We start from the raw sequence: 26,717 nt of genomic DNA on the forward strand, positions 1-26,717 counted from the left end.
GCGACCCCCTGGCTCTCAGCGCCTTCGTGTAGGGCGACCAGTTCTTCGTCGTGTACTTCTTCTTCGCCGGCTTGCTCATCCCGTCAGCCTACCTCACCGCTCGACCACCGGCCGGCTGGGTGGGTTGTGCAACAAAGCCACACCAGAATCTCTTGGTCCATATTCATTCCCCTTGCCCGTTTGCCGAGCTGACCCGCATGCGAGCAATTGTTAGGCGAATCTGATGAAGCGACTTGAAATCCATCACGTTTTGCCGGCGGTCGTTTTCCGTACCACGGCTTGACCCCGCGATCAGGTGTTTTCTCGGCATATTCCATATTCAGATCGGAAACCATTTCCGACAGCGGCATCCCGCAAACCGGGTGTCATCCCCCCTGAACCGGGCAGAATGCTGCGCCATGCGTTCCACCGAATCCCCCACCCTGTCTCCCGAGCAGCGCAACGTGCTGCAGGCCCTGGCACTGAGCGTTTCCTACCGCACCCGAACCTGGATCCTCACGCTGCTGGCCGAACTGGCGTGGCCCAACCGGGACGGCAAGCGCTGCACCGGCGAGCAGGTGCGCGAGACGATGGCTGCGCTGGCCGCCGGCGGCTGGATCGTCGAACACCCGCAGCGCCTCGGCCACTGGCGCGTACATCCGGCGCACTACAGCACCGCTTACCTGGCCCTGCTGCAACGGGACGACCCGGACTCCCTGCGCGACGCCTTGCTGAACGCCGAGAGCAGCCGCAGTGCCACCCAGTTCGGCACCACCCACTGGTACTTCGAGAACATGGAACTCGCCTGCGCCGTCACACGGCTGGCGGTCTTCAGCGGGCAGGCACCGGAGCAACTGGAGCGGCTGCGGCTGGCCTGCCGCTGGGGCATGGAGTGGGAGGCGGTGCTGGAGCGGTCGCTGCATGACGTGCTCGACGGCGACTTGTTTGCGCGCATGCATCCATACCTGCAAGCCAAGACACTGCGCGAACACTTCGACCTGCTCGTTCAGCGGTGGGCCAACCCCGGGGCACTGCCGCTGCTGGCCATGGCGGACGCGCTGCGCCAGCGCGCGCAGACCGACCCTGCGCTGGACCAGGCCGTGCGCCTCAGCGGGCTGTCGCTCGCCCAGGCGGAATACCTGATGCTTGCCGGCCGCTTCGACGACATGGCCGCCGTGCTCCAGGCGCTGGTCGATCCGACCGGACAGCCGGAACTCGCGAGCGCCATCGTCATCTGGCGCGCGATGGCGAAGGCATTCGACGCCGTGCGCCAGTTCCGCCGTGCCGACTGGTCGGGCTGCATCGAGACGATGGAGATGGTGCTGGAGGCGCTGCGCCTGGTCTCGGGCAAGCGCAAGGGGCTGCTGCCGATGCCGATTGCCTGGGCTTACCCCCTGGCGCTGATGGCCCAGGGCACGCCCGCTGCGCTGCAGAAGGCGCTCAAGTTCTGTCTGGCCGAAGGCGGCAAGCGCCAGCCGATGATGGAGTCGTCCTGGGGCGTGTTCGCGCTGGCCCTGCAGATGAAGCTGGGCGACGCGCGGCGCGACCTGCAAGCCTTCACGCCCCGCACCAGCACCTTCCACATCGACCAGCTCGACATCAGCCGCTGGCTGGTGCGCGCCTGGCTGAAGGACCGCCCGGAGGCCGAGCCGCTCAACGCCCACCACATCGAAGCCGTGCAGGTGCTCGGGGAACGCCTGCGCAGCCTCGGTCTGGATGACCTGAACGCGCAACTCGACGCGGCTGTCGCCGTGGTCCAGGCACGTCCCGCGCCACCCACCTTTTTTGTCGCGACCCCGGCCGAAGGGGAAGGCTGGCGCAATGCGCTGTCCGCCTTGGCCGCCATCGCCAGTGGCGGCACGGGAGATGGCTCTGGCACCACCGTGGTCACGGCCGAAACCCGGCTGGTCTGGGTGATGACCATCAACGACTTTGGCGCACTCAACGACATCACGCCGATGGAGCAGAAACGCGGGCTCCGCGGCTGGAACAAGCCCAAGGCCGCTTCGCTGCTCAAGCTGTCGAAGGCCGAGGGCTTGCCGACCCACGACGCGGTGGTGGCGCGCACGCTGCGCGTCAATCCGCGTGACCGCAGCCTGCGTTTCGATCTGGCGGCCGCCGCCGTGACACTGGTCGGGCATCCGCACGTCGAGTTCGACGACACGCCGGACGTGGCGGTGGCGCTGACGGAGGTGCCGCCGGTGCTGGACGTGACGGACCTCGGCGACCGGCTGCGCGTAACGCTGCAGCCACCGCCGCGCTGGACGGATGCCAAGGCCGAACGGCAGGAGCCGCAACTCTGGATCACCAGCGCGGCCGATCAGAAGGAGGCCGACGCGCTGCGCGTGCTCACCATCCTGCGCGACGGGCCACAGCACGCCCGGCTCGTCCGCTTCAACGCCGCGCAGACCCGTGCCGCGCAGCTCATCGGCGCTGGGCTGGAGGTGCCGAAGGCGGCGTCGGCACAACTGGACGAGGTGCTGCGCAGCCTGGGGGCGCATTTCCAGGTCCACAGCGACACGACCGCGGCGGCGCGTGACGTGCCGACCGAATCCCGTCTGCGCGCCGAACTCACGCCCGAGGGCGACGGGGTGGCGCTGCGGCTGATCGTCATGCCCTTCGGGACGGACGGGCCGCGGGTCAATCCGGGCAGCGGTCGGGCGCGGATGATCACCAAGATCGGTGATGAGACGCTTGAGGTCCAGCGTGACCTCAGCGCCGAGCGTTCGCACCTCGAAACCACGGTGGACGCCTGCCCGATGCTCGCGCCGCCGCTGACGGATGCGCCCGCTGCGTGGCTGGTCGAGCAGCCGGACCAGGCGCTCGCGCTGCTGGAGCGGCTGCACACGCTCAACGCGGTGATGGCGCTGGATTGGCCCAAAGGCAAGGCGATCCGGGTGGACAGCGTGGGGCTGGGGCAGCTCAAGGTCAACGTCAAATCCGGCTCGGAGTGGCTGGCTCTGCAGGGCGGCGTGACGCTCAACGAGCAGTTGGTGGTCAGCCTGGGTCGCTTGCTGGACTGGAGCACGAGCGAGAAGAGCCGCTTCATCCCGATGGGCGAAGGGCGTTATCTGGCGCTGACGGAGGAGCTGCGCAGCCGGCTGGACGAACTCGCCAGCGTCGCCGAGATTCACCGCACCGACGCCGCCCGCGTGACGCCGGTGGCGGCGGCGTGGCTGGACACGACGCTGAAGGGCGCGGATCTGGACAGCGACAAGGCGTTCCGTGAGCGGATCGACCGGCTGGTGCAGGCGCAGCAGTTCGAGCCGGTGTTGCCGCGCACGCTGCAGGCGACGCTGCGGCCGTACCAGGAGGAAGGCTACCAATGGGCGATGCGTCTGGCCGAGACGGGGCTGGGCGCGGTCCTCGCCGACGACATGGGGCTGGGCAAGACCTTGCAGGCGCTGGCGGTGCTGCTGGCGCGGGCGGCGGGCGGGCCGGCGCTGGTGATCGCACCGACCTCGCTGATCGGGAACTGGCAGGCGGAGGCGCGGCGGTTCGCGCCGTCGCTGCGGCTGCTGCCTTATGCGGAAGGCGATGCGCAGGGGGACCGCGACGCGCTGCTGGCCGACCTCGGGCCGCAGGATGTCGTGCTGGTGTCCTACCAGTTGCAGCTGCTCAACGGGGCGGCCTTCGCGGCGCGGCAGTGGCACACGCTGGTGCTCGACGAGGCGCAGGCGATCAAGAACGCCACCGCCAAGCGCAGCCAGGCCGTGCATGAGCTGGGGGCGGATTTCCGCCTGGCGCTGTCGGGCACGCCGATCGAGAACCGGCTGTCGGAGCTGTGGTCGATCATGCGGGTGTGCAATCCGGGGCTGCTCGGGACGATGGGGACGTTCAACCTGCGCTTCGCGGTGCCGATCGAGCGCGACCGCCACCGCGGGGCGCAGAGGACGCTGAGGAAACTGATCGCGCCGTTCATCCTGCGCCGCACCAAGGCGCAGGTGCTCGACGACCTGCCACCGCGCACCGAGCTGACGATGCTGGTGGACGCCGAGGCGACCGAGCACGCGCACTACGAGGCGCTGCGACGGCAAGCCTTGCGCGACGCCGAGAAGGCGATGGAGGGCGACAAGCCGGGGCAGTCGCACCTGAACATCCTCGCGCAGCTCACGAAACTGCGCCGTGCGGCGTGTGATCCACGGCTGGTCACGCCGGAGATCAAGCTGGTGGGCGCCAAGGTGAAGGCGTTCGGGGAACTGGCGGCCGAACTCGCCGCCAACGGGCACAAGGCGCTGGTGTTCAGCCAGTTCGTCGATTTCCTGGCGCTGCTGAAGGAGCCGCTGGACGCCGCCGGGCTGCGTTATCAGTACCTCGACGGGTCCACGCCGTCGCTGGAGCGGACGAAGCGGGTGGCGGCGTTTCAGGGCGGAGATGGGGACTTCTTCCTGATCAGCCTGAAGGCGGGCGGGTTCGGGCTGAACCTGACGGTGGCCGACTATGTGGTGATCGCCGATCCGTGGTGGAACCCGGCCGCCGAGGACCAGGCCAGCGGACGCGCCCACCGCATCGGCCAGCAGCGACCGGTGACCGTCTACCGGCTGGTGCGGGCGGGGACGCTGGAGGAGAAGATCGTGGCGCTGCACCAGGACAAGCGGGAGCTGGCGGACAGTGTGCTGGAGGGCAGTGAAGTCGCTGGTGTGTTGCGGGCGGAAGAGTTGATGGCGTTGATGCAGGAGGGGCGGTAACGCGGAAGGCGGTCGATACGGTTGCAGCACCGTTGGCAAGCACCCATCATTCAGGCATCGCCATCCACCGCAGGAGTTGCAAGATGACTTCCGTGAACAGCCGAAATCTGCCTGACGAGGTGCATCGCGACATCGTGGAAACGGCCGTGAAGCCGCAAGGCAGGGTCAAGCTGGGGTCGCTGCTCGCGGGAATCGGCTGCGAGGCCAAGCTGACCGATGAGGAGTTCGCCATCTTCGAGGACGTGCGGGACCGCTCCCTGGCCCGTTCAGCGAGTTTCGACGAATGAAACCGCTCGACACGAATGTGGTGTCGGAGCCGCTGGAAACGCTCTTCCTGTCGGCGATCACGGTGGCCGAGTTACGCGCTGGCGTGGCGCTGATGCCGGTGGGCAAGCGCCGGACGCAGCATTGCGACAGCCGATGCTTGCATTGCCGCGATTGCCATGGCCAACGGGCTGGTCGTGGCCACTCGCGATACAAGCCCGTTTCAGGCGACAGGGTTGACAGTCATCAACCCCTGGGACGACCGTTGAACCCCCGCGTGGCGGAAGGCCCACCGAGCCGCCGTCACGCCAGCGCCATCGCCCTCGCCGCATGCGCCAGCTCCTCCCGGAACGCCGGATGCGCCACCGCAATCAACTCCCGCGCCCGCTCCCGCAGACTCTTCCCCCGCAGTTGCGCCACCCCGTACTCCGTCACCACGTAGTTCACGTCGTTCTTGCTGGTCGAGACGAGCGTCCCCGGCGTCAGCGTCGGCGCGATGCGCGAGATCGTGTCGCCCTTGGCGGTGGACGGCAGCACGATGATCCCGCGCCCGCCGTTCGAGCGGTTCGCCGCGCGGATGAAGTCGGTCTGCCCGCCGGTGCCCGAGTAGGGATTCGGCCCCAGGCTTTCCGAGCCGCACTGGCCGAACAGGTCCACCTGCAAGGTCGCGTTGATCGCCACCAGGTTGTCGTTCTGTCCAGCGATGGCGGGATCGTTGGTGAAATCGACCGGGTGCATCTCCAGCATCGGGTTGCGGTGCATCGCGTCGTAGAGCCGGCGCGTGCCCATGCCGAAGGTGGCGACGATCTTGCCGGGCAGGAAGTTCTTGCGCCGCCCTGTCACCGCCCCCGCTTCGAGCAGTGAAATCAGCCCGTCCCCGATCATCTCCGTGTGGATGCCCAGATCCTTCTTGCCGCCAAGCTGCATCACCACCGCGTCGGGGATGCTGCCGTAGCCGAGCTGCAGCGTGTCGCCGTCCTTCACCAGCTCGGCCACATGCAGCCCGATCGTGCGCTGGATGTCGTTCACCTGCGGCAGACCCACCTCCCGCAGCGGTGCCTCCGACTCGATCAGCGCGCTGACCTGCGAGACGTGGACGTGGCAGTTCCCGAAGGCGAAGGGCACGTTCGGGTTGACCTCCAGCACCACGTCGCGGGCACGCTCGATCGCCGCCATCGTGAAATCGGGGCTGAGACTGATGGAAAAGAAGCCGTGTGCGTCCATCGGCGAGGCCATCGACATCACCACCTCGCACCGCTGCTCGCACCGCCGCACCAGCCGCGGAATCTCCGAGAAGTGGCAGGGCACCAGATCCGCCCAGCCCGCCTTGAATCCGGCCCGCACCGCCGCGCTCAGGAACAGCGAGCGGTGGCGGATGTGCGGCGTGCTGTCAGCGGCCATGTACGCCTGCGGGGACAGCGGCAGCAACTGGCTCAGGGTCACGCCACTCAACTCCGTGCGGCGGGCGGCGAGGGCCTGCAGCAGCGTCGGCGGCTCGCCCACCGCCGAGGCCACGAGCACCGTGTCGCCGTCGCGCACGCGGCGGGCGGCCTCGGCGGCGCTGACGAGTTTCTGGCGGTAGAGGGACTGGGCAGCGGACATGCGGACTCCGGGAAGATGGATGGGCAGTGAAAGGAATCCCGCATTCTAGGAAGCACAGCCCGCCAGCGGCGACAATCCCGCCATGCTCGCCTACCGACACGCCTTCCATGCCGGCAACCACGCCGATGTCCTCAAGCACCTCGTCTTCACGCAGGTGCTGCGCTACATGGCGGAAAAGGACAAACCCTTCACCCTCGTCGACACCCACGCGGGTGCTGGCGGCTATGGGCTCGACAGCAACCACGCCCGCAAGCACGCCGAGTACGACGACGGGGTGGGCCGCCTGTTCGGCCAGAAAAACCTGCCCGCCGCGCTGAACGACTACCTCGCGCTGGTGCGCCGCTTCAACCCGCAGCCCGACCGCCTGACGCGCTATCCCGGGTCGCCCGCGCTGGCGCAGATGCTGCTGCGCGCCGACGACCGGATGCGCATGTACGAGCTGCACTCGACCGACTTCCCGCTGCTGCAGACCTCGCTGGAAACACGCCGTGAAACCGCAGTGATGAACTCCGACGGCTTCGCCGCGCTGCGCGCCGAGCTGCCGCCGCCGTCACGCCGTGGCGTGGTGCTGATTGACCCGAGCTACGAGATCAAGACCGACTACGCCAAGGTGGTCGGTGCCGTGCGCGACGGGCTGGAGCGGTTTGCCGACGCCGTGATCCTGGTGTGGTATCCGCAACTGCAGCGCCTCGAACCCAAGGAGATGACCGATCGCCTCAAGGCCGCAGCCGATGCGCAGTCCAAGCGCGGCTGGGTGCATGTGCGCATGTCGGTGGCCGAGCCGGACCAGAGCGGCTTCGGCATGCTCGGCAGCGGGATGCTGGTGATCAACCCGCCGTTCGTGCTGCACACGATGCTGCAGGAGGTGATGCCGCTGCTCACCGAAACATTGGGGCAGTACGCCGGAGCCAATTTCGTTCTTGAAAAACGTTCGAAATAGTTTTTTCTACTCGGGCTGCGCGGTGACGGCCAGCGTCAGCTCTGCACCCAGACCGCCCTGCACGCCACGGCTCAGGCGCAAACGACCCCCGTGCGCCCGTGCGACCAGGTCGGCCAGCACCAGGCCCAACCCGGGGAAGGCGGCATGGTCCTCGCGGTCGAGCGCCGATTGCAGGGCCTGCAGCCGGTCGGCCTCCAGGCCAGGCCCGTCGTCGCTCAGGCGCACACAGGCGCTGCCCACCTTCACGGTCACACGGCGGGCACCATGGCGCAGCGCGTTGTCGAACAGATTGGCCAGCGCCGCGGCCAGCAGATCGGGATCGGCGTTCAAGCGCCGGGACGGCCCGGCGTCGGACACCTGCACGTCCAGCCCTGCAATCGGCATCCGTGCCAGCATCGCCGCCACATCGACCGGCTGCCGATGCAGTTCTGCCCCGCTGCGGAACAGCGTCAGCAGCGCACTGACCACCCGCGCAAAGCGGCCCGCGGCGTCGCGTACACGCTGCAGACGGAGTTGCTGTTCAGGCGCGCATTCGCGCAACGCCACCGCAAGCTGTGCGTCCATGCCGGCCAACGGCGTGCGCAATGCGTGGGCAGCGTGCGCGGCGAAGGCACGTTCGTTCCGCACGCGCACGGCGAGCCGGGCACCGAGATCGTCGATGGCGTCACGGATCGGGCGCAGTTCCTCGCGCGTCACGGGTGGCAGGGGGTTCGTGGCGTCCATCGGGTCATGGTCCTGCACGTCAGCCACCAGCCGGTCGATCTGCGCCAGCTCGGAACGCATGCGCCGCAGCAACCCGATGACACACACCGCCCAGACCACCAGCGACGCCAGCATCGTGCTGACGGCGGCATCACGCAACGCTTCCGAGCGTTCGTCCAGCGAGTGCGCGACATAGAGGATCTGGCCCTGTCCGCCGACCTCCACGCCCAACACCCGCCAGCCGGACGCGGCATCCGACAAGCCGGTCCGAACCTGCGGAACGAAAGGCTCCGGCGGCGCGAGGGGTGAATGCAGCAGCACCTCACGGTCCGGCCCGACCAGCTGCCAGGCGAAGCGCCCGCGCACATAGCCGGCGGTCGGGTTGATCACCAGGCCGCCCGGGGGATGCCTGCGTGCCGCAGGCGCCGCAGGCAGCGGCGCCTGCACGATGCCGGACAGCGCCTCGGCCGAGGCCCGCAGCGTGTCGTCCAGCAGCTCATTGATTTCGTGGCGGATGGTCAGCACCACCATCAACGGCGCGACCACGCCCCAGACCACCGAGGTCCAGAGCAAAGCCGCCAGCATCCGGCGACGGATCGAGACCGGTGTCGGCGTGCTGCGCATCATGAAGCGACGGTGATGCGGTAGCCGAGGCCGCGCACGGTCTCGACGAAGCTCCGGCCGAGCTTGCGGCGCAGGTTCGAAATGTGGACTTCCAGGACATTGCTGCAGACCTCGGCGTCCTGCCCGATCACCAGTGCGTCCAGATCGCTGCGCGACACGATGCGCCCGGCGCGCAGCACCAGCGCTTCCAGCAGCGCCCACTCGCGCGCCGTCAGCTCGACACGCAGCTGCGCCAGCCAGACAGCCTTGGCGGTGAGATCAACCTGAACCGCACCAAAGTCGATGCGCTCGCCGCCCGTGCCTGCCGTGCGGCGGCACACCGCGCGCAGCCGGGCGGCCAGCTCCTCCGGCTCGAAGGGCTTGACGAGGTAATCGTCGGCGCCAGCATCAAGGCCCTGCACGCGGTCACTGAGCAGATCGCGGGCCGTCAGCATCAGCGCGGGCGTGGTCAGGCCGCGCTGGCGCAAGCGGCGCAGCCAGTCCAGACCGCTGCCGTCGGGCAGTTGCCAGTCGATCAGCAGCGCATCGTATGGCTCGCTGAGCAGCACGGCGGCCTCGGCCAGCTGCACACACCAGTCCACGATGTGGCCCTCGGCGCGCAGGTAGTCACGCAAGCCTTCACCGAGCATCGGGTCGTCTTCCAGCAGCAGCAAGCGCACGGGGAACCGTTTCGGTCAGAAGCGGCGCTTGACGCCGGTGAACATCGCCGCCACGAGGTTGGTGCGCTCGATGCGGCTCATCAGGAGGGCTGCCGCTGCATGCAACCCGGCCAGCGCCATGAGGGCCGAAGCGATCAGCTCGTGCAGTTCCTGCAGCCATTCTTCACCCCAGAAGGTGTTGGTGGTCTGCAGGAAGCCGGTCACGCCCAGGCCCAGCACGGTCGCCATCAGCACCAGCATCATCAGTGCGCCGAGCGGGTTATGGCCCGCGTGGTGCTCGATGCGTCCCTCCCGCAAAGCGACCAGGTGCGACCTCAGGCGGGATGGTGTCGGAAAGAAGTCGGCAAAGCGCGCGTGGCGCGTGCCGATGAACCCCCACACGATGCGCAGCACCACCAAGGCGCTGGCCGCATAGCCGATCCACTGATGAAGGTCTTTGCCGTCATCCACGACGAAGTAATTCGTCAGGACACAGGCGACCAGGCTCCAGTGGAAGATCCGCACGAACGGATCCCAGACCTGAACATCCGGCTGAGCGCCCGGCTGGATCAATGGGGGTGTTGGCATGGGTCAGTTTCGGCGTGGCATCACTGGAAAGCAACCGGGGTGGCCGTGGCCGGGTCGTAATGGATCTCGACCTTCTTGCCGGCCTTGTCGGTGCCGTAGATCTCGTAGCACTGGCCCTTGGTGACCTTGAAATTCTTGACCTTGAAGCCTTCGGCGGCCACCTTGGCCTTGAAATCAGCCTCGCTCATCCACTTGTCCTTGGGCGAGGTGCAGGTCGGGTCGGCCGCCAGCGTGGCGGTGGCGGTCAGCAGCGCGGCAATGAGGGCGAGGAGCTTGTGCATGGGGATTCCTGAGGGAGTGGGAGTTGGTGAAACCCATTGAACCCATCCGACATGAAGCCAGCGTGAAGTGAAAATGAACAATCGTGCGCAGCTCGCCGCGTCAACCCGCCACAGGTTCGTGGTCGCGGTCCGGTCGGTGCCAGGGATCGACATGGGTCATCAGGTTGAGCACGCGGTGGAGCTGCATGACGCGGTGGCGCGCCTCGACGGCGATGTCATGGCCCTGCTCCACCGTCAATGTCGCGTCCACCTCGATGTGGGCATCGACGACGATCATGTCGCCCATCTTGCGGGTGCGGATGTCGTGGACGCCGCTGACACCAGGTGTCTCGACCAGCGTGCGGCGAATGGCGGAGAGTTCCTCGTCATCGACGGCGCGGTCCATCAGATCGTGCATCGCCTCCCAGGCGAAGGCCCAGCCCATCCGGCCGACCATGAAGCCGACGATCAGCGCCGCGATCGGGTCGAGGATCGGATAGCCCAGCAGATTGCCGGTGATGCCGATGCCGACCACCAGCGACGACGCGGCATCCGAGCGTGCATGCCACGCATTCGCCACCAGCAGGCTCGACTTGACCCGCTTGGCCACCACCAGCATGTAGCGAAACAGGGCTTCCTTGGCCAGCAGCGCAGCCCCGGCGACCCACAGCGCGATGACGCCGACTGGGGCCACCGTCTCGGGGGATTGCAGCTTCTGGAACGCCGACCAGACCATGCCGAGGCCCACCGCCAGCAGCAAGGTGCCGAGCACCAGCGACGCCGCGTTCTCGACCCGCTGGTGGCCATAGGGATGGCTGTCGTCGGCGTCACGCTGGCTCTGGCGGTTCGCCACCAGCACGACAAAGTCGGCCACCAGATCGGACAGCGAGTGGATGCCATCGGCGATGAGGCCCTGGGATTTCGACAGGACACCCACCGTGATCTGGAGCGCCGTCAGCAGCAGATTGACCACCACGCTCACCCAGGTGCTGCGGGCCGCAGCGGTGGCACGCTCCTGGGCGGAGTATTCGGTGTCTTCGGGGTCGTCGGTCGGGTTGGAAAACTGCATGCCCCGAAGCGTACCCGAACCGTGCAAGGTCAGCGCAGCGCCTGCGCCTCGGCCGCCAGCTGCGTGATGCGCGCCCAGTCACCGGCCTGGACCGCGTCGGCCGGCGTCAGCCAGGAGCCGCCGCAGACCTTGACGTTGGGCAGCGCGAGGAACTGCGGCGCCGTCGCCAGGGTGATGCCGCCGGTGGGGCAGAACACCACGTCGTGGAAGGGGCTGGCAAACGCCTTGAGCAGGTTGATGCCGCCCACTGCCGTCGCCGGGAACAGCTTCAGGAAGCGGTAGCCATCGGCGTTGGCCATCATGACTTCGCTGGCGGTGGAGACGCCCGGCAGCAGTGGCAGGCCGATGTTCAGACAGGCGCGGCCGATCTCGCTCGTGTAGCCCGGGCTCACGGCGAACTGGCAGCCGGCGTCCTTGGCCGCCTGCGCGTCTGCAATGGAGCGCACGGTGCCGGCACCGACGATGGCCTCGGGGACGGCAGCGACCATGGCGCGGATGCAATCCAGCGCGGCCGGTGTGCGCAGCGTCACTTCCAGCACACGCACACCGCCGGCCACCAGCGCACGGGCCAGCGGCACGGCGTCTTCGACGCGGTCGATGACGATGACGGGGATGACGGGGCCGCAGGCGGCGAGTTCAAGGGTGTTCATGGTCAGGATCCAGAGGGTTCGGGTTCAGTGGGTCAGAGAGGGCATGCGGAGCGGTTCACAGGCTCACAGCCAGGTCACGGCGCCTTCTTCGGCGGTGAGCACGTTGCGGCGCATCCCGCCGAACAGCTCACGGCCCATGCCGTGACCCGCATCATCGGCCAAGGCATCCGACCGGCCTTCGACGGCACGGGCCGCCCATTCCTCGGCGGGCACAAGCGCCTCCAGCACACCCGTCACGGCATCGACACGCACCAGGTCGCCCGTGCGCACCTTGCCCAGCGGACCACCGGCCAGCACTTCGGGGCTGACGTGGATGGCGGCCGGCACCTTGCCTGACGCACCACTCATGCGGCCGTCCGTGACCAGTGCGACGCGGAAACCCTTGTCCTGCTGCACGGCCAGCGGCGGCGTGAGCTTGTGGAGTTCGGGCATGCCGTTGGCTTTCGGACCCTGGAAGCGCACGACGGCGACAAAGTCGCGCTCCAGCTCACCGGCCCGGAAGGCCACGTGCAGCGCCTCCTGGCTGTCGAAGACGATGGCGGGGGCTTCGATGACATGGCGGTCCTCGGGCACCGCACTGACCTTCATCACACCGCGGCCGAGATTGCCGGCCAGCAGCTTCAAGCCACCCGATGCGCTGAACGGCACTGCCGCGGTACGTACGATGGCGTCGTCGATCGGCGTGGTCGGAAGGTCGTGCCACACCAGCGTGCCGTCCGCGGCCTGGGTCGGCACGCGGCCGTACGCTGCCATGCCGCCATCGGCCACCGTCAGCACGTCGCCGTGCAGGCAGCCAGCGTCCAGCAGCTCGCGCAGCACGAAGCCCGGGCCGCCCGCGGCCTGGAACTGGTTCACGTCCGCCTTGCCGTTCGGATAGACCCGCGACAGCAGCGGCGTGCAGGCCGACAGCTCGGAGAAATCGGTCCAGTCGATCACGATGCCCGCCGAGCGCGCGACCGCGACCCAGTGGATCAGGTGGTTGGTGGAGCCACCGGTGGCCAGCAGCGCGACCATTGCGTTGACGATGCAGCGCTCGTCCACCAGCTCGCCGATCGGCGTGAAGCGCTGGCCCTTGCGGATCGACAGCACGGTACGCACGGCTTCGCGGGTCAGGGCTTCGCGCAGGCCGGCGTGCGGGTGGATGAAGGCGGTGCCGGGGACGTGCAGGCCCATCGACTCCAGCAGCATCTGGTTGGAGTTGGCGGTGCCGTAGAAGGTGCAGGTGCCGGCGCCGTGGTAAGCGGCGGACTCGGCTTCGAGCAGCTTGTCGCGGCCGACCAGCCCTTGTGCGAACTGCTCGCGGACCTTGGACTTGTCGCTGTTGGACAGCCCAGTGCTCATCGGCCCGGCCGGCACGAACACACACGGCAGGTGCCCGAAGTGCAGCGCCCCGATCAGCAGACCAGGGACGATCTTGTCGCACACGCCCAGCAGCAGCGCCGCGTCGAACACGTCATGTGCCAAGCCGACCGCCGTGGCCATGGCGATGGTGTCGCGCGAGAACAGGCTCAGCTCCATGCCGGCGAAGCCTTGCGTCACGCCGTCGCACATCGCCGGCACGCCGCCCGCCACCTGCACCGTCGCGCCATGGCGGTGGGCCTCGTCGCGGATCAGCGCCGGGTAGCTCTCGTAGGGCTGGTGCGCCGACAGCAGATCGTTGTAGGCCGTGATGATGCCGATGTTGGGGGCCTTCTCGGCCACCACGCGGAACTTGTCGGACCCCGGCAGCGCGGCGAATGCGTGGGCCACGTTGGCACACCCCATCCGGTCGGCGCCGCGGGGCCGGGCCGCCGCTGCCCGGGTCCGGCGAAGGTAGGCCTCGCGCTGCGGGCGGCTGCGTTCGCGGATACGGGCGGTGATGTCGGCGATCTGGGATTTCATGGCAGTGTCGATCTTGAAACTTGACACACGATTAAAGCGTAACAAAGTTACAGCGTCAAATCTTTCCATCCCGAAACGACTGCAGCCCGTCAAGGCGGAAAGCTTCCGGCATGACGGGCTGCAGGGGCAACTCACCGGAGCCACGTCAGGCGTAACCTGACTGTAACCCCGTGATTCGCCGGTTTGGGCCTTACTGGGCGTCGACGATGCGGATCTCCACGCGGCGCGCTTCGCGCCCGGTGCCCGTGCCGGTGGTGCTTTCCGGCTTGCGCAGCATCACCTGGTTCAGCGGCACGCCAGCGACGACCAGCGCAGCGCGTACCGCCTTGGCGCGCTGTTTGGCCAGTTCGGCGTTCATGGCCGGATCGCCGGTCGAGTCGTGGTAACCCGACAGCAGCACGCGGCGGGTCGGCTCGGCAGCGAGTGCCTTGATGGTCTCTGCCAGACCAGGATCGGCTTCCGGGGTGAGTGCCGCCGAGGCAGACTCGAAATACACCACGGCCAGCGCCGGGCCCGTCGGCGTGAGGTCCACCAGCACATCGGCCACGTCGACGCCACTGGCAGCCGCTGCCGCAGACTGGGCCACAGGTACAGCAGGGGCCTTCAGTGAACGGACCACGGCAAAGCCAATCACCCCCGCCAGCAGCACGGCCACGCTGGAAAACACCACCATCAGGCCGACCTTGCGGCCTTCGTCGCGATCATCTTCACTCATGCAATCCTCCTTATCGTTAAAAGATGCACAAGTTTAAAGGGCCAAGGCTCACCTGCGCTTGACGCCCCCCGTCACACCGAGGGCTTGTCGCAGCGGCACCACTGCGGTGACACTGACACGCCATGAACACTACTTCGACCTGTTCCGCACACTCGCTGGCTTTGCTGCAGACGACCCGACAGCAGTTGGTCAAGCGGCTGGACCAGGGCGGGCACTTCTGGCTCTACGCCTACGGCTCGCTGCTGTGGCGGCCGCAGTTCGAGCCGGCCGAAATCCGTCCAGCGCGGCTCTGGGGCCACCACCGGGCGCTGCGCATGCGCTCGCGGGTCAACCGCGGTTCACCGGAATGCCCGGGGCTGGTGTTCGCGCTGTTGCCCGGAGGCTCGTGTGTCGGGCAGGTCCACCGCGCGGGTGCCGCAGACGCAGTGCTGCAGCTCGACGCACTCTGGGAGCGCGAGATGCCCAACGGCGTCTACACGCCACGCTGGCTGCGCTGTCACACACCCGACGGCCCCGTCGAGGCACTGGCCTTCACGCTCGATCCTGCCCATCCCTCCCACGCCGGCCGGCTCGACGACGCCACGCACCTGACGATCTTCCGCGACGCCGAGGGCCGTTATGGCCGGACCGTGGACTACCTGCACCGCACCGCGCTGTGCCTGCAGGCACTGTCCATCCGCGACACCGAGGTGTCACGCCTCGTTCGGTTGGCCCGCGGAGACGGACTGCTGCCAGGCGACGACGGTGCTTGACGCGCGCAGGCGCTCCAGATCGGCGGTGGTGTTGATGTCCTGCAGCACGCCAGGGTCGGTCACCTCGACCGCATTCGACGGATAACGCACCAGCAGGCGCCGCAAGCCCTCCTCGCCGCTGAGCAGCACCAGCTCCGAGTACAGCTCGGCCGACAGACCCACCGGGAAGCCCTGCCGGCCGCGGTGCTGGGCATAGGCCACCGGCGCCGAATCCAGCGCGCGTGCCACCGCGCGCAGTGTCTCCGGCCGCACCAGCGGCATGTCGCCTGGCAGGATCAGCCAGCCCGGCACATGCGGGCGTGCACTGACACCCGCGGCAATGGAAAAGCCGACGCCCAGCGGCTCCCGGCTGGCCGATCCCACGGGTGGCAGCAGAATGATGTCGCGGGACGCCACGACGCTGCGCGCCACGTCGACCAGCGCTGCCACCGTCACCACCACCAGCGGCATCCCGGCGGACACCACGGCGTCCAGGGTGTGCGCCAGCACGCTGGCCGGGCCGAGCGTCTGCCCGAGCTTGGGGCCGGCGCCCTCGAAGCGCGTGCCACCACCTGCCGCCAGCACCACCACAGTCGGCAGACTCCGGGTGGGGATCATGTCGTGTTCCTCGTCTCGGTGCCGGCTGCGTCCATCATCCATCCCATCCCTGTTGACCCTGGTTCGCAATGCCCTCGCAGGCGTGGCCTTCCATGCCGACATGGGAACCCACATCGTCCATCAAGTGAACTGGTGCCTTCACTTAAGGAGAACTGCTAGCCACACCTGCCGGAAGGGATCAGTCCGACGTCAGGGAGGTGTGTTGCGCTGGAGCAGTGCGCTGGCATGGGGACGTTCCTATACTGCCGGGCATGAACCACATCGCCGATCTGCGCAAGAGCTACGAAGCCGGGGAACTCGACGAGCACAGCGCCACCAGCGCCCCGCTGCAACAATTTGACCAGTGGCTGCAGCAGGCCCTGAAGGCTGGCGTGCCGGAGCCGAACGCGATGACCGTGGCCACGGTCGGCGCCGATGCCCGCCCGTCGACCCGCATCGTGCTGATCAAGGGCTACGACGAACGCGGCATCGTCTGGTACACCAACTACGACAGCCGCAAGGGGCAGGAACTGGCCTTGCACCCCTGGGCGGCGCTGCAATTCCACTGGGTGGAGCTGGAACGGGTGGTGCGCATCGAAGGGTCGGTCGAGAAAGTGTCGGCCGAAGAGTCCGACGCCTACTACGCGTCGCGGCCACTGGATTCGCGCCTCGGCGCCTGGGCCTCGCCGCAAAGCCAGCCGATCTCCTCGCGCGCGGTGCTGGTCGGCAATGCAGCCCGTGCCGCGGCGCAGCACGGGCTGCACCCGCCGCGTCCGCCGCACTGGGGTGGCTACCGGCTCGCGCCGCAGCGCTGGGAGTTCTGGCAGGGCCGCAAGTCGCGCCTGCACGACCGGCTTGTCTACCGGCAGGACACCGACGGCCACTGGCTCCGCGAGCGTCTGGCACCCTGATTCCGCAGGAATCTGCGGAAATCGGCAGGCCGGTCGGGCAGAATGCGCCGTCCTGACCCACCCGGCGCCCGCCCTGTTCACCGTGCTGTTCGATCCGTCCTGGAAACCCTTGCTGTCCGTGCTGGTGCAGCCACCGGCCAGCCTGCTGCTGCTGATCCTGCTGGGCCTGTGGCTGATGCGACACCGGCCAAGGCTGGGGGGCACGCTGATCGTGTTGTCCACCGCCGGACTGTGGCTGATGTGCTGCCTCGGCACCGCCCACTGGCTGCAGGACAGCGTGCTGCGTCCCCCGCAAGCGCTGACCACTGCACAGATCCGCGCGCTGGTGCGCAGCCCGAACCAGCCGCCGACCGCCATCGTCGTGCTCGGCGCAGGTCGCCACCGGCTGGCCGCCGAGTACGGCACCGCCAACCTCTCCCAGCAAGCGATGGTCCGGCTGCGCTACGGCGTCTGGCTGGCGCGGCAGACGGGGCAACCGCTCGCCTACGCGGGCGGGGTCGGATGGGCGCAGATCGGCGAACGCTCGGAGGCCGAGACCGCCGCCCAGATCGTGCAGGACGAGTACGGCACCAGCCTGCGCTGGACCGAATCCCGCTCGCGCGACACGCGCGAGAACGCCGACCTGATGGTGCCGATCCTCGATGGGGCCGGCGTCAAGCGCATCGTGCTCGTCACGCACGCGGCCCACATGCCGCGGGCGATGCGCGCCTTCCGGGAGGCCGCCGGCAAGGGCCTGGTGGTCGTCCCGGCCCCTGTCGCCGCCGTGACCCGCGATGACCAGCCGATGCTGGACTGGCTGCCCTCGCAGCACGGTTACGGCCTGGTCCACAACGCGCTGCACGAGGTGCTGGGTCTGATCACGGGCTCTTGAACAGCGCCGACCACAGCACGTCCATGCGCTGCGTCACCGCCTTGTCCATCTCGATCGTGCGGCCCCATTCCCGGCTGGTTTCGCCCGGCCACTTGTTGGTCGCATCCAGCCCCATCTTGCCGCCCAGGCCCGACACCGGTGAGGCGAAGTCCAGATAGTCGATCGGTGTGTTCTCGACCAGCGTCGTGTCGCGGACCGGGTCCATCCGGGTCGTGATGGCCCAGATCACCTCCTGCCAGCTGCGGATGTCCACGTCGTCGTCCACCACCACGATGAACTTGGTGTACATGAACTGGCGCAGGAAACTCCAGATCCCGAACATCAGCCGCTTGGCGTGTCCCGGGTAGCTCTTCTTGATGCTGACGATCGCCATGCGGTAGCTGCAGCCCTCGGGCGGCAGGTAGAAGTCGGTGATCTCCGGGAACTGCTTGCGCAGGATCGGCACGAACACCTCGTTCAGGGCCACGCCCAGGATCGCCGGCTCGTCGGGCGGCTTGCCGGTGTAGGTCGAGTGGTAGATCGGATCCCGGCGCGTGGTCATGCGGCTGATCTCGAACACCGGAAACCAGTCCTGCTCGTTGTAATAGCCAGTGTGGTCGCCATACGGCCCTTCGAGCGCGTGCAGGTAACCATCCTTTTCCTTAAGCGGAATGCCTTGTTCGCTGCGACCTTCGAAGCCAGGCGCCGCGGGCGGGATGTGGCCTTCGAGCACGATCTCGGCAAAAGCGGGCACCTGGAGCATCAGATCCCCCTCGCCAACGCCGCTCTCGGCCAGCTCCGTGCGGCCTCCGCGCAGCAATCCGGCGAACTGGTACTCGGACAGACTGTCCGGTACTGGCGTGACCGCACCCAGAATCGTGGCCGGATCGGCGCCCAATACCACTGCGATCGGAAAGGGCATTCCAGGATTTGCGTGCGCAAATTCACGGAAATCCAACGCTCCTCCACGGTGGGCGAGCCACCGCATGATGGTTTGGCGCGGTCCGATCACCTGCTGCCGGTAGATGCCGAGGTTTTGCCGTTTCCGGGGCCGTGGAACCGACTGTGGACCGCGGGTTACCACCAATCCCCAGGTGATCAGCGGGGCCACGTCCCCTGGCCAGCAATGCTGGATGGGCAAATTACCCAGATCGATTTCATCACCCGAAATGATCAATTCATGGCAGGCCGGCCGACGCACCAGGGTCGGTTTCATGTCCCACACGGTCTTGGCCATTCGTAACAAACGACCGGTGTCCTGCAGCCCTCGGGGGGGCTCCGGCTCCTTGAGGCGCGCCAATAGTTCACCAATTTCACGTAACGAAGCGACATGCTCGGCGCCCATGCCGAGTGCTACCCGCTCCGGCGTTCCGAAAAGATTGGTAACAACCGGGATTGACGACGCGCGCCCACGAACTGTCGGGTTCTGGAACAGCAGCGCGGGACCGCTGTCACGCAAGGTGCGGTCAGACAGCCAGGTCATCTCCAATTCGGTCGCAACCGGTTCTTTCACTTTGAGCAAGGCCTTACGTTGCTCTAACAAGGCCAGAAAGTCTCTCAGATCGCGGTATTTCATAATTTTACAATCTCATTACGTTGTTTCTTATTGTTGACTGGTTATTTGGACGACTTCTAAAATTCGTCCGTTTTCGAACAAAGGGGGCTTGTGGCCTGCCGCGATCTGCGCAGCTGCCCCCTTCGATCCCGTTGCATGGGGATAGACCACCCGACAAGAATCACTCGAACGAGGGCTGTCAGGTGTTGCGCAACGGGGATTATCTAGGCGCCAGCCAATGGCCACACGGCGCCTGCAGTGATCGAAAGAGGAGTTGCATGACTGCACCCCGATCCTGGAAGCAAGTTCAGTCCGCCACCGCGCAGTCGGTGCGGGTGTTCATCGCGGATCTCGGTAACGGCCTGCTGGCCGTCAGCCACAACAGTCTGGCCGTCATTGGTCTGGCTGTCCTTAGTGTCACCTTTGTCATTGGCGGTCGCGCCGACGTGCGGAGCATGCTGGAAGAGCGTGCGCTGGACTGGCTGGTCGAGCGGCAGGAAGCACGCTCGGCTGCAGCGACCCAGCTGGACGAACCGAGCCTGCTGGCCCAGGGCGATTTCTCGGCCGTGGACCGGGCGACTGCCATTGATCCGAGCGAACTCAACCGCCAGCAGGCGGCGGTCGCTCAGTGGCTGGCGCGCCGCTACAAGGTGGCACCTGAACCGGTCAGCCGGCTGGTGCAGGAATCGTGGTCGCTGGGCAAGCGGGTCGGGCTGGAGCCGACGCTGATCCTGGCCATCGTCGCCATCGAGTCCTCGTTCAACCCGTTCGCCCAGAGCGCGGTCGGCGCACAGGGGCTGATGCAGGTCCTCACCCGCGTCCACGACGACAAGTACGTCGCGTTCGGTGGCAACCACGCGGCCTTCGATCCGCTGACCAATCTGCGCGTGGGCGTACAGGTGCTCAAGGACTGCATCGCCAAGGCCGGCTCGGTCGAGGGCGGACTGCGCCACTACGTCGGCGCGGCCAACCAAGCGAACGACGGCGGCTACGCCTTCAAGGTGCTGTCGGAGCAGGAGTTCCTGCAGCAGCTCATCAAGGGTCGCTCGGTGCCGGTGACGGCCCGCCTGCCAGTGCCGCCGGTGTCTGCGCCCATGGAGACGCCCGCGCCCAATCTGAACACGCCGGCCTCGCAAGGCAATCGCCCCTCGGCCAGCAATGGTGCCAACCCGGTACTGCAAGCCCGGCCAGATCGCGTGGCCGCGCTGAGCTACTGATAAACTGCCGCCACCACGCAACTGGCGTTCACGGACCCCGCCTGGGGTCCAAGGTGGGTCAACCACCGGGGAGCGTGGTCGCGGCAGACCCGGATCGGGGTGCTTGCCGCGGACTCTTTGCCGTGCGCCTGGGCAGCCCACCACCTCTGTTCCCCTGCGGGACGGGGTCGGCGGGGCCGGACATCACCGACAGGACTGCCTCCACATGTTTGACCGCGCTACCCAGACCCTCGCCGCCATCGATCCCGAGATCACGGCTGCCATCAACGCCGAAGTGCGCCGCCAGGAAGAGCACATCGAGCTGATCGCCAGCGAGAACTACACCTCGCCCGCCGTCATGGCCGCGCAAGGCTCTCAGCTCACCAACAAGTACGCCGAGGGCTACCCTGGCAAGCGCTACTACGGCGGCTGCGAATACGTCGATGTCGTCGAGCAGCTCGCGATCGACCGTGCCAAGCAGCTCTTCGGCGCCGAGCACGCCAACGTCCAGCCGAACTCCGGCTCGCAGGCCAACCAGGCCGTGTTCTTCGGCCTGCTGCAGCCCGGCGACACCATCATGGGCCTGAGCCTCGCGGAAGGCGGCCACCTGACCCACGGCATGCCGCTGAACATGTCCGGCAAGTGGTTCAAGGTCGTCTCCTACGGCCTCGACGCCAAGGAAGACATCGACTACGACGCGATGGAGCGTCTGGCCCACGAACACAAGCCGAAGCTGATCATCGCCGGCGCATCGGCCTTCGCGCTGCGCATCGACTTCGAGCGCTTCGCCCAGGTCGCCAAGGCCGTCGGTGCCTACTTCATGGTGGACATGGCCCACTACGCCGGCCTGATCGCCGCAGGCGTCTACCCGAACCCGGTGCCCCACGCCGACGTGGTCACGACGACGACACACAAGACCCTGCGCGGCCCGCGTGGCGGCCTGATCCTGATGCGCGGTGATGACATCGCCAAGAAGATCAACAGCGCCATCTTCCCCGGCATCCAGGGCGGCCCGCTGATGCACGTCATCGCCGGCAAGGCGGTGGCCTTCCTCGAAGCGCAGCAACCCGAGTTCAAGGCGTACCAGGAACAGGTGGTCAAGAACGCCGCCGCCATGGCCGAGACGCTGACGAAGCGTGGTCTGCGCATCGTGTCGGGCCGCACCGAGAGCCACGTCATGCTGGTCGATCTGCGCCCCAAGGGCCTGACCGGCAAGGAAGCCGAGGCGCTGCTGGGCCGTGCGCACATGACCTGCAACAAGAACGGCATCCCCAACGACCCGCAGAAGCCGATGGTCACCAGCGGCATCCGCCTGGGCTCGCCGGCCATGACCACCCGCGGCTTCAAGGAAGAGCAAGCCGTGCTGACCGCCAACCTGATCGCCGACGTGCTCGAAGCGCCGAACGACGAGGCGGTGCTGGCCCGTGTGCGCGAACAGGTCGCGGTGCTGACGCGCGACTTCCCGGTCTACCGCGGCTGATCGACACCGTGTCCTGACGATGCGCTGCCCCTACTGCGGTCACCAGGACACCACGGTCGTCGAAACCCGCGCCTCGGACGAAGGCGACGCGATGCGCAGGCGCCGCCGCTGCAGTGCCAGCACCTGCGACAAGCGCTTCACCACCTACGAACGGGTCGAACTGGCCATGCCTGCAGTGGTGAAGAAAAACGGCAACCGCATCGAGTTCGACCGCGCCAAGCTGCGCGCGTCGATGATGCTGGCCCTGCGCAAGCGCAACGTGAGCGTGGACCTGATCGACGCCGCCATCGCCCGCATCGAAAGCACGCTGTTCACCAGCGGCGAGAGCGAAGTCACCACCTCCCACATCGGCGAACTCGTCATGCGCGAACTCAAGCGCCTCGACAAGGTCGCCTATGTGCGCTTCGCCTCGGTCTACCGGCGCTTCGAGGACGTGGACGCCTTCAACCAGCTCATCCGGGAAATCTGAGGCGCCCGACTCCCCCGCCTCTCCCCCGAAATACCCCGCGCACTCCCCCTTCGGAGGGAAGCGCCCGCTTGCTCCGCCTGCCTAGACTGAACGCCTGCACATCACCACAGGCGGGCGGGGCAAGCGGATGATCCGGACAACGATTCAAGCCACCATGCGCGCGCCCCGTGTGCCCCACGCTGCCCGCGCCTGCGGTCTGACGCTGGTGGAGCTGCTGGTGGTGATGGCGCTGACCGCGCTGGTGCTGCACAGTGCCACGCTGTCCTTCTCGGGCTGGCTGCAGCGCCAGCACCTGCTGGGCGTCTCGGCCCAGTTCAACGCCGACCTGCAGTGGCTGCGCAGCGCCGCCGTCACCCGCCACCGCATCCTGCGGCTGAGTTTCCAGGACACGCCGGCTGGCACCTGCTACCTCCTGCACAGCGGCGACGCCGACGCCTGCCGCTGCACCGCCGATGTCCGCGCCGAGCCCGCGGTGCAGTGCGTGGACGGCACCGAACTGCTGCGCGCCGCGCTGGTGCCCGCCTCGCGCCGCATCCGCCTGCAATCGAACGTGGCCAGCCTGCGTGTCGATCCGCGCCACGGCACCTTCACGCCGACCGGCAGCGTGGACGTCGCCGCGCTCGACGGCAGCAGTGCGCTGCGCCACGTCATCAACATCCTCGGTCGGGTGCGTACCTGCACGCCTGGCCCGCGCTTTCCGGGATACAGCCCATGCTGATTCGCAGTCGTACCCGCGGCATGACGCTGATCGAGCTAGGCATCACGCTGGTCGTCGTGGCGCTGCTGGCGTCGCTGGCCGTGCCGGGCTGGCAGAACCAGGTCCACCGCACACGCCGCAGCGACGCCATCACCACGCTCGCGCAACTCCAGCAGGCGCAGGAACGCTGGCGCTCGCAGCGGCCGGTCTACGCCAGCGGGCTGGGAAATGACGGCCTCAATCTGCCCGCGGTCAGCCCCGCCGGCCACTACGACGTCGGCACCTCGGTGCTGCCGGACACCGCGCACCGGGACTACCGCGTCACCGCCATCGCCCGCGGCGCCCAGGCCGACGACCGCCTGTGCCGCTGGCTGGTCCTCGACGTGGACGCAGGACAGCTCCACCACCGCTCCGGCCCCGACGCGCAGCTCGCCAACACCGAGTCGCAGAACCGCCAGTGCTGGAAATCGTGACCCCAGCCCGCAGCGCCCGCGGCTGGAGCCTCGTCGAGCTGATGCTGGCCATCGCGCTGGGCTTGCTGCTGTTGACCGCACTGCTGCAACTGGCCGCAGGGCATGTGGACGAGCAGCGCCGGCTGCTGCTGGAGAGCCGCCTGACGCAAGACCTGCGCACCGCGATCGAGCTGGTCTCGCGGGACGTCCGGCGCTCGGGCTACTGGGGCGATGTGTCCGGCGGCGTGTGGGACAGCGCCAGGCCGACCGCCACGCTCGCCGCCAACCCCTACCGCGGCGCCGTGCTGAACGGCCCGTCCGTCGCCCCGTGGCTGGGCTACAGCTACAGCCGCGACCTCACCGAGGACCACGTCAACAGCAACCAGGAAAAGTTCGGCCTGCGCCTCAACACGGCAAGCCAGGTCATCGAGTGGCGCCTGTCCGGCAGCGCCATCGCACCCGACGAGCGCGACCAGTGGCAGGCGCTGACCGACCCGGCGCTGCTGCGGGTCACGCGCCTGTCGATCCGGCTGGAGGAGCAGCGCCAGAGCTTGCTGGACTACTGCCCGCAGACCGCCTGCAATGGCCAGGCGCGCTGCCCGCCCGAGCGGATCCAGCGCTGGGTGCGGATCGAACTCGATGCGCAGGACACCCGCGACAGCCGCGTCCAGCGCCAGCTCGCCACCGAAGCACGCCTGCGCAACGACGAGGTCAGCGGTGCGTGCCCGCTCTGAGTCGCGGCAGGACATGGGCGGCGCCGGCACGCTCGCGATGGTGATGACCCTGTTGCTGATCGCACACCTGAGCCTGCTCTACAGCCACCGGGCGCTGCTGTTCGAGCAGCGCGCCAGCGCCAGCCAGATCCGCGCCGTCCGGGCGCAGGAAGCGGCGCAGGCGGGCATCGACTGGGCGGTGTCCCGGCTGAACGACACGCGGAGTGTGGACATCCAATGCCTGCCGACACCGCAGTCCCCCGATGCCGCCCCGGCCACCGTGCGTGCGCGCTGGGAGCGCAGCCTCACCGCCGCCGTGCCGTGGCGGCCGGCCTGCGTGCAGACGGAGACCACGCCGGACTGGCAATGCCAATGCCCCGACAGCGGGACGGGCCAGATGCCGGCGCCCGCCACCACTGCCGACGTGCCCGCCTTCACCGTGGCCCTGCAGACCGGCCCCCGCGCGGGCCTGTGGACACTGACGGCCGAAGGCTGCTCCCACCCCGGCCCGGACTGCGCCGACGACAACGCCACCGAGCCCGACGGGCGCTACCGCGTCAGCACCGTGCTGGCCGCGCTGGGTCAGGTGGTGCAGCCACCGCTGGCGGCCCTGACCAGCGTGGGTGCGGTCGCCCTGTCCGAGGGCGCCAGCGTGGTCAACGCCGACTCCGCCAGCGGCGGCACCACCGTGCACAGCGGGGGCGCGGTCACGCTGCAGGCCCCCGCCAAGGTCCACGGTCCACCCGGACAACCCGCCGCCGCCGGCATCGTCACCGACGATCCGCCGCTGTCGGCGGGAGCTGATGCGCTCTGGCGGCGCTTGTTCGGGCTGGATGCAGTGACGCTGCGAGCATTGCCCACTTGGCAGACCGTGGCGTGTGCGGGCGGCTGCACCGGCAGCGACCTCGACAGCGCGTGGCGGCTCGGCGCCCGCGCGCTGTGGCTGGACGGTGATCTGGCGCTGGCCCAGGGGCGCTGGGGATCGGCCGACACACCGCTGCTGCTGGTCGTGCGCGGCACGCTGCAGATCGGCCCTGACGCGGTGGTCCACGGCCTGGTCGTGGCGGGCCGCGTGGACATCCGGACGCCGACCACCCCCCGCAGCCTGCTCCGCGGCGCGCTCGTCAGTCTGGACACCACCACCCTGGGCGGGGCCTTCGATCTGGTCCGGGATGCGGCGGTCCTCGCACGCACCGCGGGACTGGGCAGCGTGCTCGCGCCGGTGCCGGGCAGCTGGTTCGATCCGCACACCCGATGAACCGGCGCAGCCCCGGCCTGGCGCTGATCGAACTGCTGGTGGCGGTGGCGCTGCTCGGGCTGGGCACGGCGTCGCTGCTGCGCCTGCATCTCGACCTGCGGCGCAGCACCGATCTGTCCCGCCAGCGCAGCGAAGCCGTGCGCCACGCGGCGGCCGATCTGGAGCAACTGCGCTGGCGCGGGCCGGCCGACATCGCGGACACCGGGCCGGCACCGATCGACGCTGCGTCGTCGCCCACGCGCTACACGCTGCAGCGCCGGGTCCACACCGATGCCGCCGGCCGACTGCGCAGCGTGGCCACCACCGTGCGCTGGGAGGACCGGCAAACCGTGGGCTACGCGGTGACGCTGGGCACGGCGCTGACCGCAATCGACCCTGCGCTGGGGGCTGCCAACCTGTTGAACCGCGTCACAGCGTCGACCGGCCAAGGCGGCTCGGCGGCGCCGGAACGCTCGCTGCGCATCCCCGTGGCGGCCCGCGATCTCGGCGATGGCCGCCACGCCTTCAAGCCGCGCACCGACGAGGCACTGGTCTGGCTGTTCGACAGCCGCTCGGGCGAAGTGATCGGCCGCTGTGACAGCACGGCCGGGCTGCCTGCCGATGCGCTGAATGCCGGCAGCCTCGGCACCTGCAAGGCCCTGAGCGGTCTGCTGCTCAGCGGCCACATCCGGTTTTCCACCGACCGCGACACCGCCACCCTCACCGACGCGGAACAGCCCGCCAGCCTCGCCATGTCCACCGGACTGCGCCTGAGCCTCAGCACCACCGGCCACCCCAGTCCCGCGTGGGAATGCGTGCAGGACGGTCCCACCGGCGTGCCACCGGGCACCACGCTGAAGACTTCGATCGCCTACCACTGCGTGGTCCAGCCGGTGCCCCCCGCATCGGGCGGCGCGGCACGCTGGTCGGGGCGGCTCGATCTGGTCCCGCAAGGCTGGCTGCTGGTGAGCAGCTCCGGCGGCAACACCGGGCGGTTCCGCATCTGCCGCTACAGCGCCGACCACGACGGCAACGGCCACATCGACAACCCGGAGCACCCCGCCAGCTACAGCGTGGTGACCACTGCGCTGGGCAACCAGAACTTCCTGGTGATCCGCGCGGCAGCGCGCTGTCCGGTCGATGCAGGGCCGTTCGGACCGTTTGCAGCCGGCAATCCCGTGGACGACAGCACCGTGGCGCATCAACCCTGAGGCCCGTCGCCCGCGGCA

At 68.3% G+C, this 26,717-nt stretch carries 26 protein-coding genes, 1 pseudogene and 1 riboswitch; of the genes and pseudogenes, 15 read left to right on the top strand and 12 right to left on the bottom strand.

The window, feature by feature from the left end; genetic code table 11:
• Positions 1-398: 398 nt before the first annotated feature.
• The 3 genes and pseudogenes from RMP06_RS20985 (at position 399) to RMP06_RS20995 (ending at position 5,200) form a co-directional block, all read left to right on the top strand.
• Complete coding sequence (locus tag RMP06_RS20985; protein ID WP_310463740.1) at positions 399-4,667, top strand: DEAD/DEAH box helicase; 4,269 nt, start codon at positions 399-401, stop codon at positions 4,665-4,667.
• Positions 4,668-4,750: 83 nt separating this feature from the next.
• Positions 4,751-4,954: a plasmid stabilization protein gene (locus RMP06_RS20990; RefSeq protein WP_310463741.1), complete on the top strand. Its 204-nt coding sequence runs from the start codon at positions 4,751-4,753 to the stop codon at positions 4,952-4,954.
• A pseudogene (locus RMP06_RS20995) lies at positions 4,951-5,200 on the top strand (PIN domain-containing protein). Before RMP06_RS20990 ends, RMP06_RS20995 begins: the two are co-directional and overlap by 4 nt.
• 34 nt (positions 5,201-5,234) lie before the next feature.
• Here the strand turns inward: RMP06_RS20995 and RMP06_RS21000 are convergent.
• Complete coding sequence (locus RMP06_RS21000) at positions 5,235-6,533, bottom strand: acetyl-CoA hydrolase/transferase family protein (RefSeq protein ID WP_310463742.1); 1,299 nt, start codon at positions 6,531-6,533, stop codon at positions 5,235-5,237.
• A gap of 82 nt (positions 6,534-6,615) precedes the next feature.
• Between RMP06_RS21000 and RMP06_RS21005 the strand changes: the two genes are divergently transcribed.
• A complete protein-coding gene (locus RMP06_RS21005; RefSeq protein WP_310463743.1) occupies positions 6,616-7,473 on the top strand; it encodes a 23S rRNA (adenine(2030)-N(6))-methyltransferase RlmJ in 858 nt (285 codons plus the stop codon).
• Between the two features lie 6 nt (positions 7,474-7,479).
• Here the strand turns inward: RMP06_RS21005 and RMP06_RS21010 are convergent, their stop codons facing one another.
• The 8 genes from RMP06_RS21010 to RMP06_RS21045 all read right to left on the bottom strand — a co-directional run bounded on the left by RMP06_RS21010 (position 7,480) and on the right by RMP06_RS21045 (position 14,600).
• Positions 7,480-8,802, bottom strand: a complete 1,323-nt coding sequence (locus tag RMP06_RS21010; protein WP_310463744.1) for an ATP-binding protein — start codon at positions 8,800-8,802, stop codon at positions 7,480-7,482.
• Positions 8,799-9,458 carry a response regulator gene (locus tag RMP06_RS21015; protein ID WP_310463745.1) on the bottom strand — a complete coding sequence of 220 codons (660 nt, stop codon included), beginning with the start codon at positions 9,456-9,458 and terminating at the stop codon, positions 8,799-8,801. The genes RMP06_RS21010 and RMP06_RS21015 overlap by 4 nt, the downstream gene beginning before the upstream one ends.
• Before the next feature lie 15 nt (positions 9,459-9,473).
• On the bottom strand, positions 9,474-10,025 hold the full coding sequence (locus RMP06_RS21020) for a cytochrome b/b6 domain-containing protein (protein WP_310463746.1): 552 nt from the start codon (positions 10,023-10,025) through the stop codon (positions 9,474-9,476).
• 20 nt (positions 10,026-10,045) lie between these two features.
• Positions 10,046-10,306, bottom strand: a complete 261-nt coding sequence (locus RMP06_RS21025; protein ID WP_310463747.1) for a PepSY domain-containing protein — start codon at positions 10,304-10,306, stop codon at positions 10,046-10,048.
• Between the two features lie 100 nt (positions 10,307-10,406).
• On the bottom strand, positions 10,407-11,354 hold the full coding sequence (locus RMP06_RS21030; RefSeq protein ID WP_310463748.1) for a cation diffusion facilitator family transporter: 948 nt from the start codon (positions 11,352-11,354) through the stop codon (positions 10,407-10,409).
• Positions 11,355-11,383: 29 nt separating this feature from the next.
• Positions 11,384-12,004, bottom strand: coding sequence for a bifunctional 4-hydroxy-2-oxoglutarate aldolase/2-dehydro-3-deoxy-phosphogluconate aldolase (locus RMP06_RS21035; protein ID WP_310463749.1), 621 nt, complete (start codon positions 12,002-12,004; stop codon positions 11,384-11,386).
• Between the two features lie 63 nt (positions 12,005-12,067).
• Positions 12,068-13,885 (bottom strand): phosphogluconate dehydratase, encoded by a 1,818-nt coding sequence (gene edd, locus RMP06_RS21040; protein ID WP_310463750.1) that lies wholly within the window; start codon positions 13,883-13,885, stop codon positions 12,068-12,070.
• A gap of 190 nt (positions 13,886-14,075) precedes the next feature.
• Entirely contained in the window at positions 14,076-14,600 is a 525-nt protein-coding gene (locus RMP06_RS21045; RefSeq protein ID WP_310463751.1) for an OmpA family protein, read from the bottom strand.
• A gap of 122 nt (positions 14,601-14,722) precedes the next feature.
• Here RMP06_RS21045 and RMP06_RS21050 point away from each other — a divergent pair, with 122 nt between their 5' ends.
• Positions 14,723-15,352 carry a gamma-glutamylcyclotransferase gene (locus RMP06_RS21050; RefSeq protein ID WP_310463752.1) on the top strand — a complete coding sequence of 210 codons (630 nt, stop codon included), beginning with the start codon at positions 14,723-14,725 and terminating at the stop codon, positions 15,350-15,352.
• Here the strand turns inward: RMP06_RS21050 and RMP06_RS21055 are convergent.
• On the bottom strand, positions 15,293-15,949 hold the full coding sequence (locus tag RMP06_RS21055; RefSeq protein ID WP_310463753.1) for a nucleotidyltransferase family protein: 657 nt from the start codon (positions 15,947-15,949) through the stop codon (positions 15,293-15,295). The genes RMP06_RS21050 and RMP06_RS21055 overlap by 60 nt on opposite strands.
• Positions 15,950-16,200: 251 nt before the next feature.
• Between RMP06_RS21055 and pdxH the strand changes: the two genes are divergently transcribed.
• Together pdxH and RMP06_RS21065 are read left to right on the top strand one after the other, a co-directional pair.
• Positions 16,201-16,839, top strand: a complete 639-nt coding sequence (pdxH, locus tag RMP06_RS21060; RefSeq protein WP_310463754.1) for a pyridoxamine 5'-phosphate oxidase — start codon at positions 16,201-16,203, stop codon at positions 16,837-16,839.
• A gap of 82 nt (positions 16,840-16,921) precedes the next feature.
• Positions 16,922-17,710 carry a YdcF family protein gene (locus RMP06_RS21065; protein ID WP_310463755.1) on the top strand — a complete coding sequence of 263 codons (789 nt, stop codon included), beginning with the start codon at positions 16,922-16,924 and terminating at the stop codon, positions 17,708-17,710.
• Here RMP06_RS21065 and RMP06_RS21070 read toward each other — a convergent pair.
• Positions 17,697-19,265 (bottom strand): UbiD family decarboxylase, encoded by a 1,569-nt coding sequence (locus RMP06_RS21070; RefSeq protein ID WP_310463756.1) that lies wholly within the window; start codon positions 19,263-19,265, stop codon positions 17,697-17,699. The genes RMP06_RS21065 and RMP06_RS21070 overlap by 14 nt on opposite strands.
• A gap of 257 nt (positions 19,266-19,522) precedes the next feature.
• On the opposite strand from RMP06_RS21070, the gene RMP06_RS21075 reads away from it, so the two are divergent.
• From RMP06_RS21075 to RMP06_RS21100, 6 genes are all read left to right on the top strand, one after another.
• Positions 19,523-20,461 (top strand): lytic transglycosylase domain-containing protein, encoded by a 939-nt coding sequence (locus RMP06_RS21075; RefSeq protein ID WP_310463757.1) that lies wholly within the window; start codon positions 19,523-19,525, stop codon positions 20,459-20,461.
• A gap of 7 nt (positions 20,462-20,468) precedes the next feature.
• Positions 20,469-20,602: riboswitch (ZMP/ZTP riboswitch) on the top strand.
• 64 nt (positions 20,603-20,666) lie between these two features.
• Positions 20,667-21,920, top strand: a complete 1,254-nt coding sequence (glyA, locus tag RMP06_RS21080) for a serine hydroxymethyltransferase (protein WP_310463758.1) — start codon at positions 20,667-20,669, stop codon at positions 21,918-21,920.
• Between the two features lie 19 nt (positions 21,921-21,939).
• Positions 21,940-22,389: a transcriptional regulator NrdR gene (gene nrdR, locus RMP06_RS21085; protein ID WP_310463759.1), complete on the top strand. Its 450-nt coding sequence runs from the start codon at positions 21,940-21,942 to the stop codon at positions 22,387-22,389.
• Positions 22,390-22,543: 154 nt separating this feature from the next.
• Complete coding sequence (locus RMP06_RS21090; RefSeq protein ID WP_310463760.1) at positions 22,544-23,107, top strand: GspH/FimT family pseudopilin; 564 nt, start codon at positions 22,544-22,546, stop codon at positions 23,105-23,107.
• A complete protein-coding gene (locus RMP06_RS21095) occupies positions 23,101-23,559 on the top strand; it encodes a type IV pilin protein (protein ID WP_310463761.1) in 459 nt (152 codons plus the stop codon). Before RMP06_RS21090 ends, RMP06_RS21095 begins: the two co-directional genes overlap by 7 nt.
• Positions 23,556-24,272 (top strand): hypothetical protein, encoded by a 717-nt coding sequence (locus RMP06_RS21100; protein WP_310463762.1) that lies wholly within the window; start codon positions 23,556-23,558, stop codon positions 24,270-24,272. The genes RMP06_RS21095 and RMP06_RS21100 overlap by 4 nt, the downstream gene beginning before the upstream one ends.
• Positions 24,273-24,350: 78 nt before the next feature.
• Here RMP06_RS21100 and RMP06_RS21500 read toward each other — a convergent pair whose 3' ends face one another.
• Positions 24,351-24,485, bottom strand: coding sequence for a hypothetical protein (locus tag RMP06_RS21500; protein ID WP_409050215.1), 135 nt, complete (start codon positions 24,483-24,485; stop codon positions 24,351-24,353).
• A gap of 190 nt (positions 24,486-24,675) precedes the next feature.
• Here RMP06_RS21500 and RMP06_RS21105 point away from each other — a divergent pair, with 190 nt between their 5' ends.
• The gene (locus RMP06_RS21105; protein WP_409050216.1) at positions 24,676-25,509 is read left to right on the top strand and encodes a serine/threonine-protein kinase; all 834 of its coding nucleotides are present in this window, start codon (positions 24,676-24,678) and stop codon (positions 25,507-25,509) included.
• Positions 25,506-26,699, top strand: a complete 1,194-nt coding sequence (locus tag RMP06_RS21110; protein WP_310463764.1) for a hypothetical protein — start codon at positions 25,506-25,508, stop codon at positions 26,697-26,699. Before RMP06_RS21105 ends, RMP06_RS21110 begins: the two co-directional genes overlap by 4 nt.
• The last annotated feature ends 18 nt before the right edge of the window (positions 26,700-26,717 follow it).

It is taken from the genome of Sphaerotilus sp. (genome assembly GCF_031429695.1).
In the GTDB taxonomy this organism is placed as follows: Bacteria; Pseudomonadota; Gammaproteobacteria; order Burkholderiales; family Burkholderiaceae_C; genus Sphaerotilus.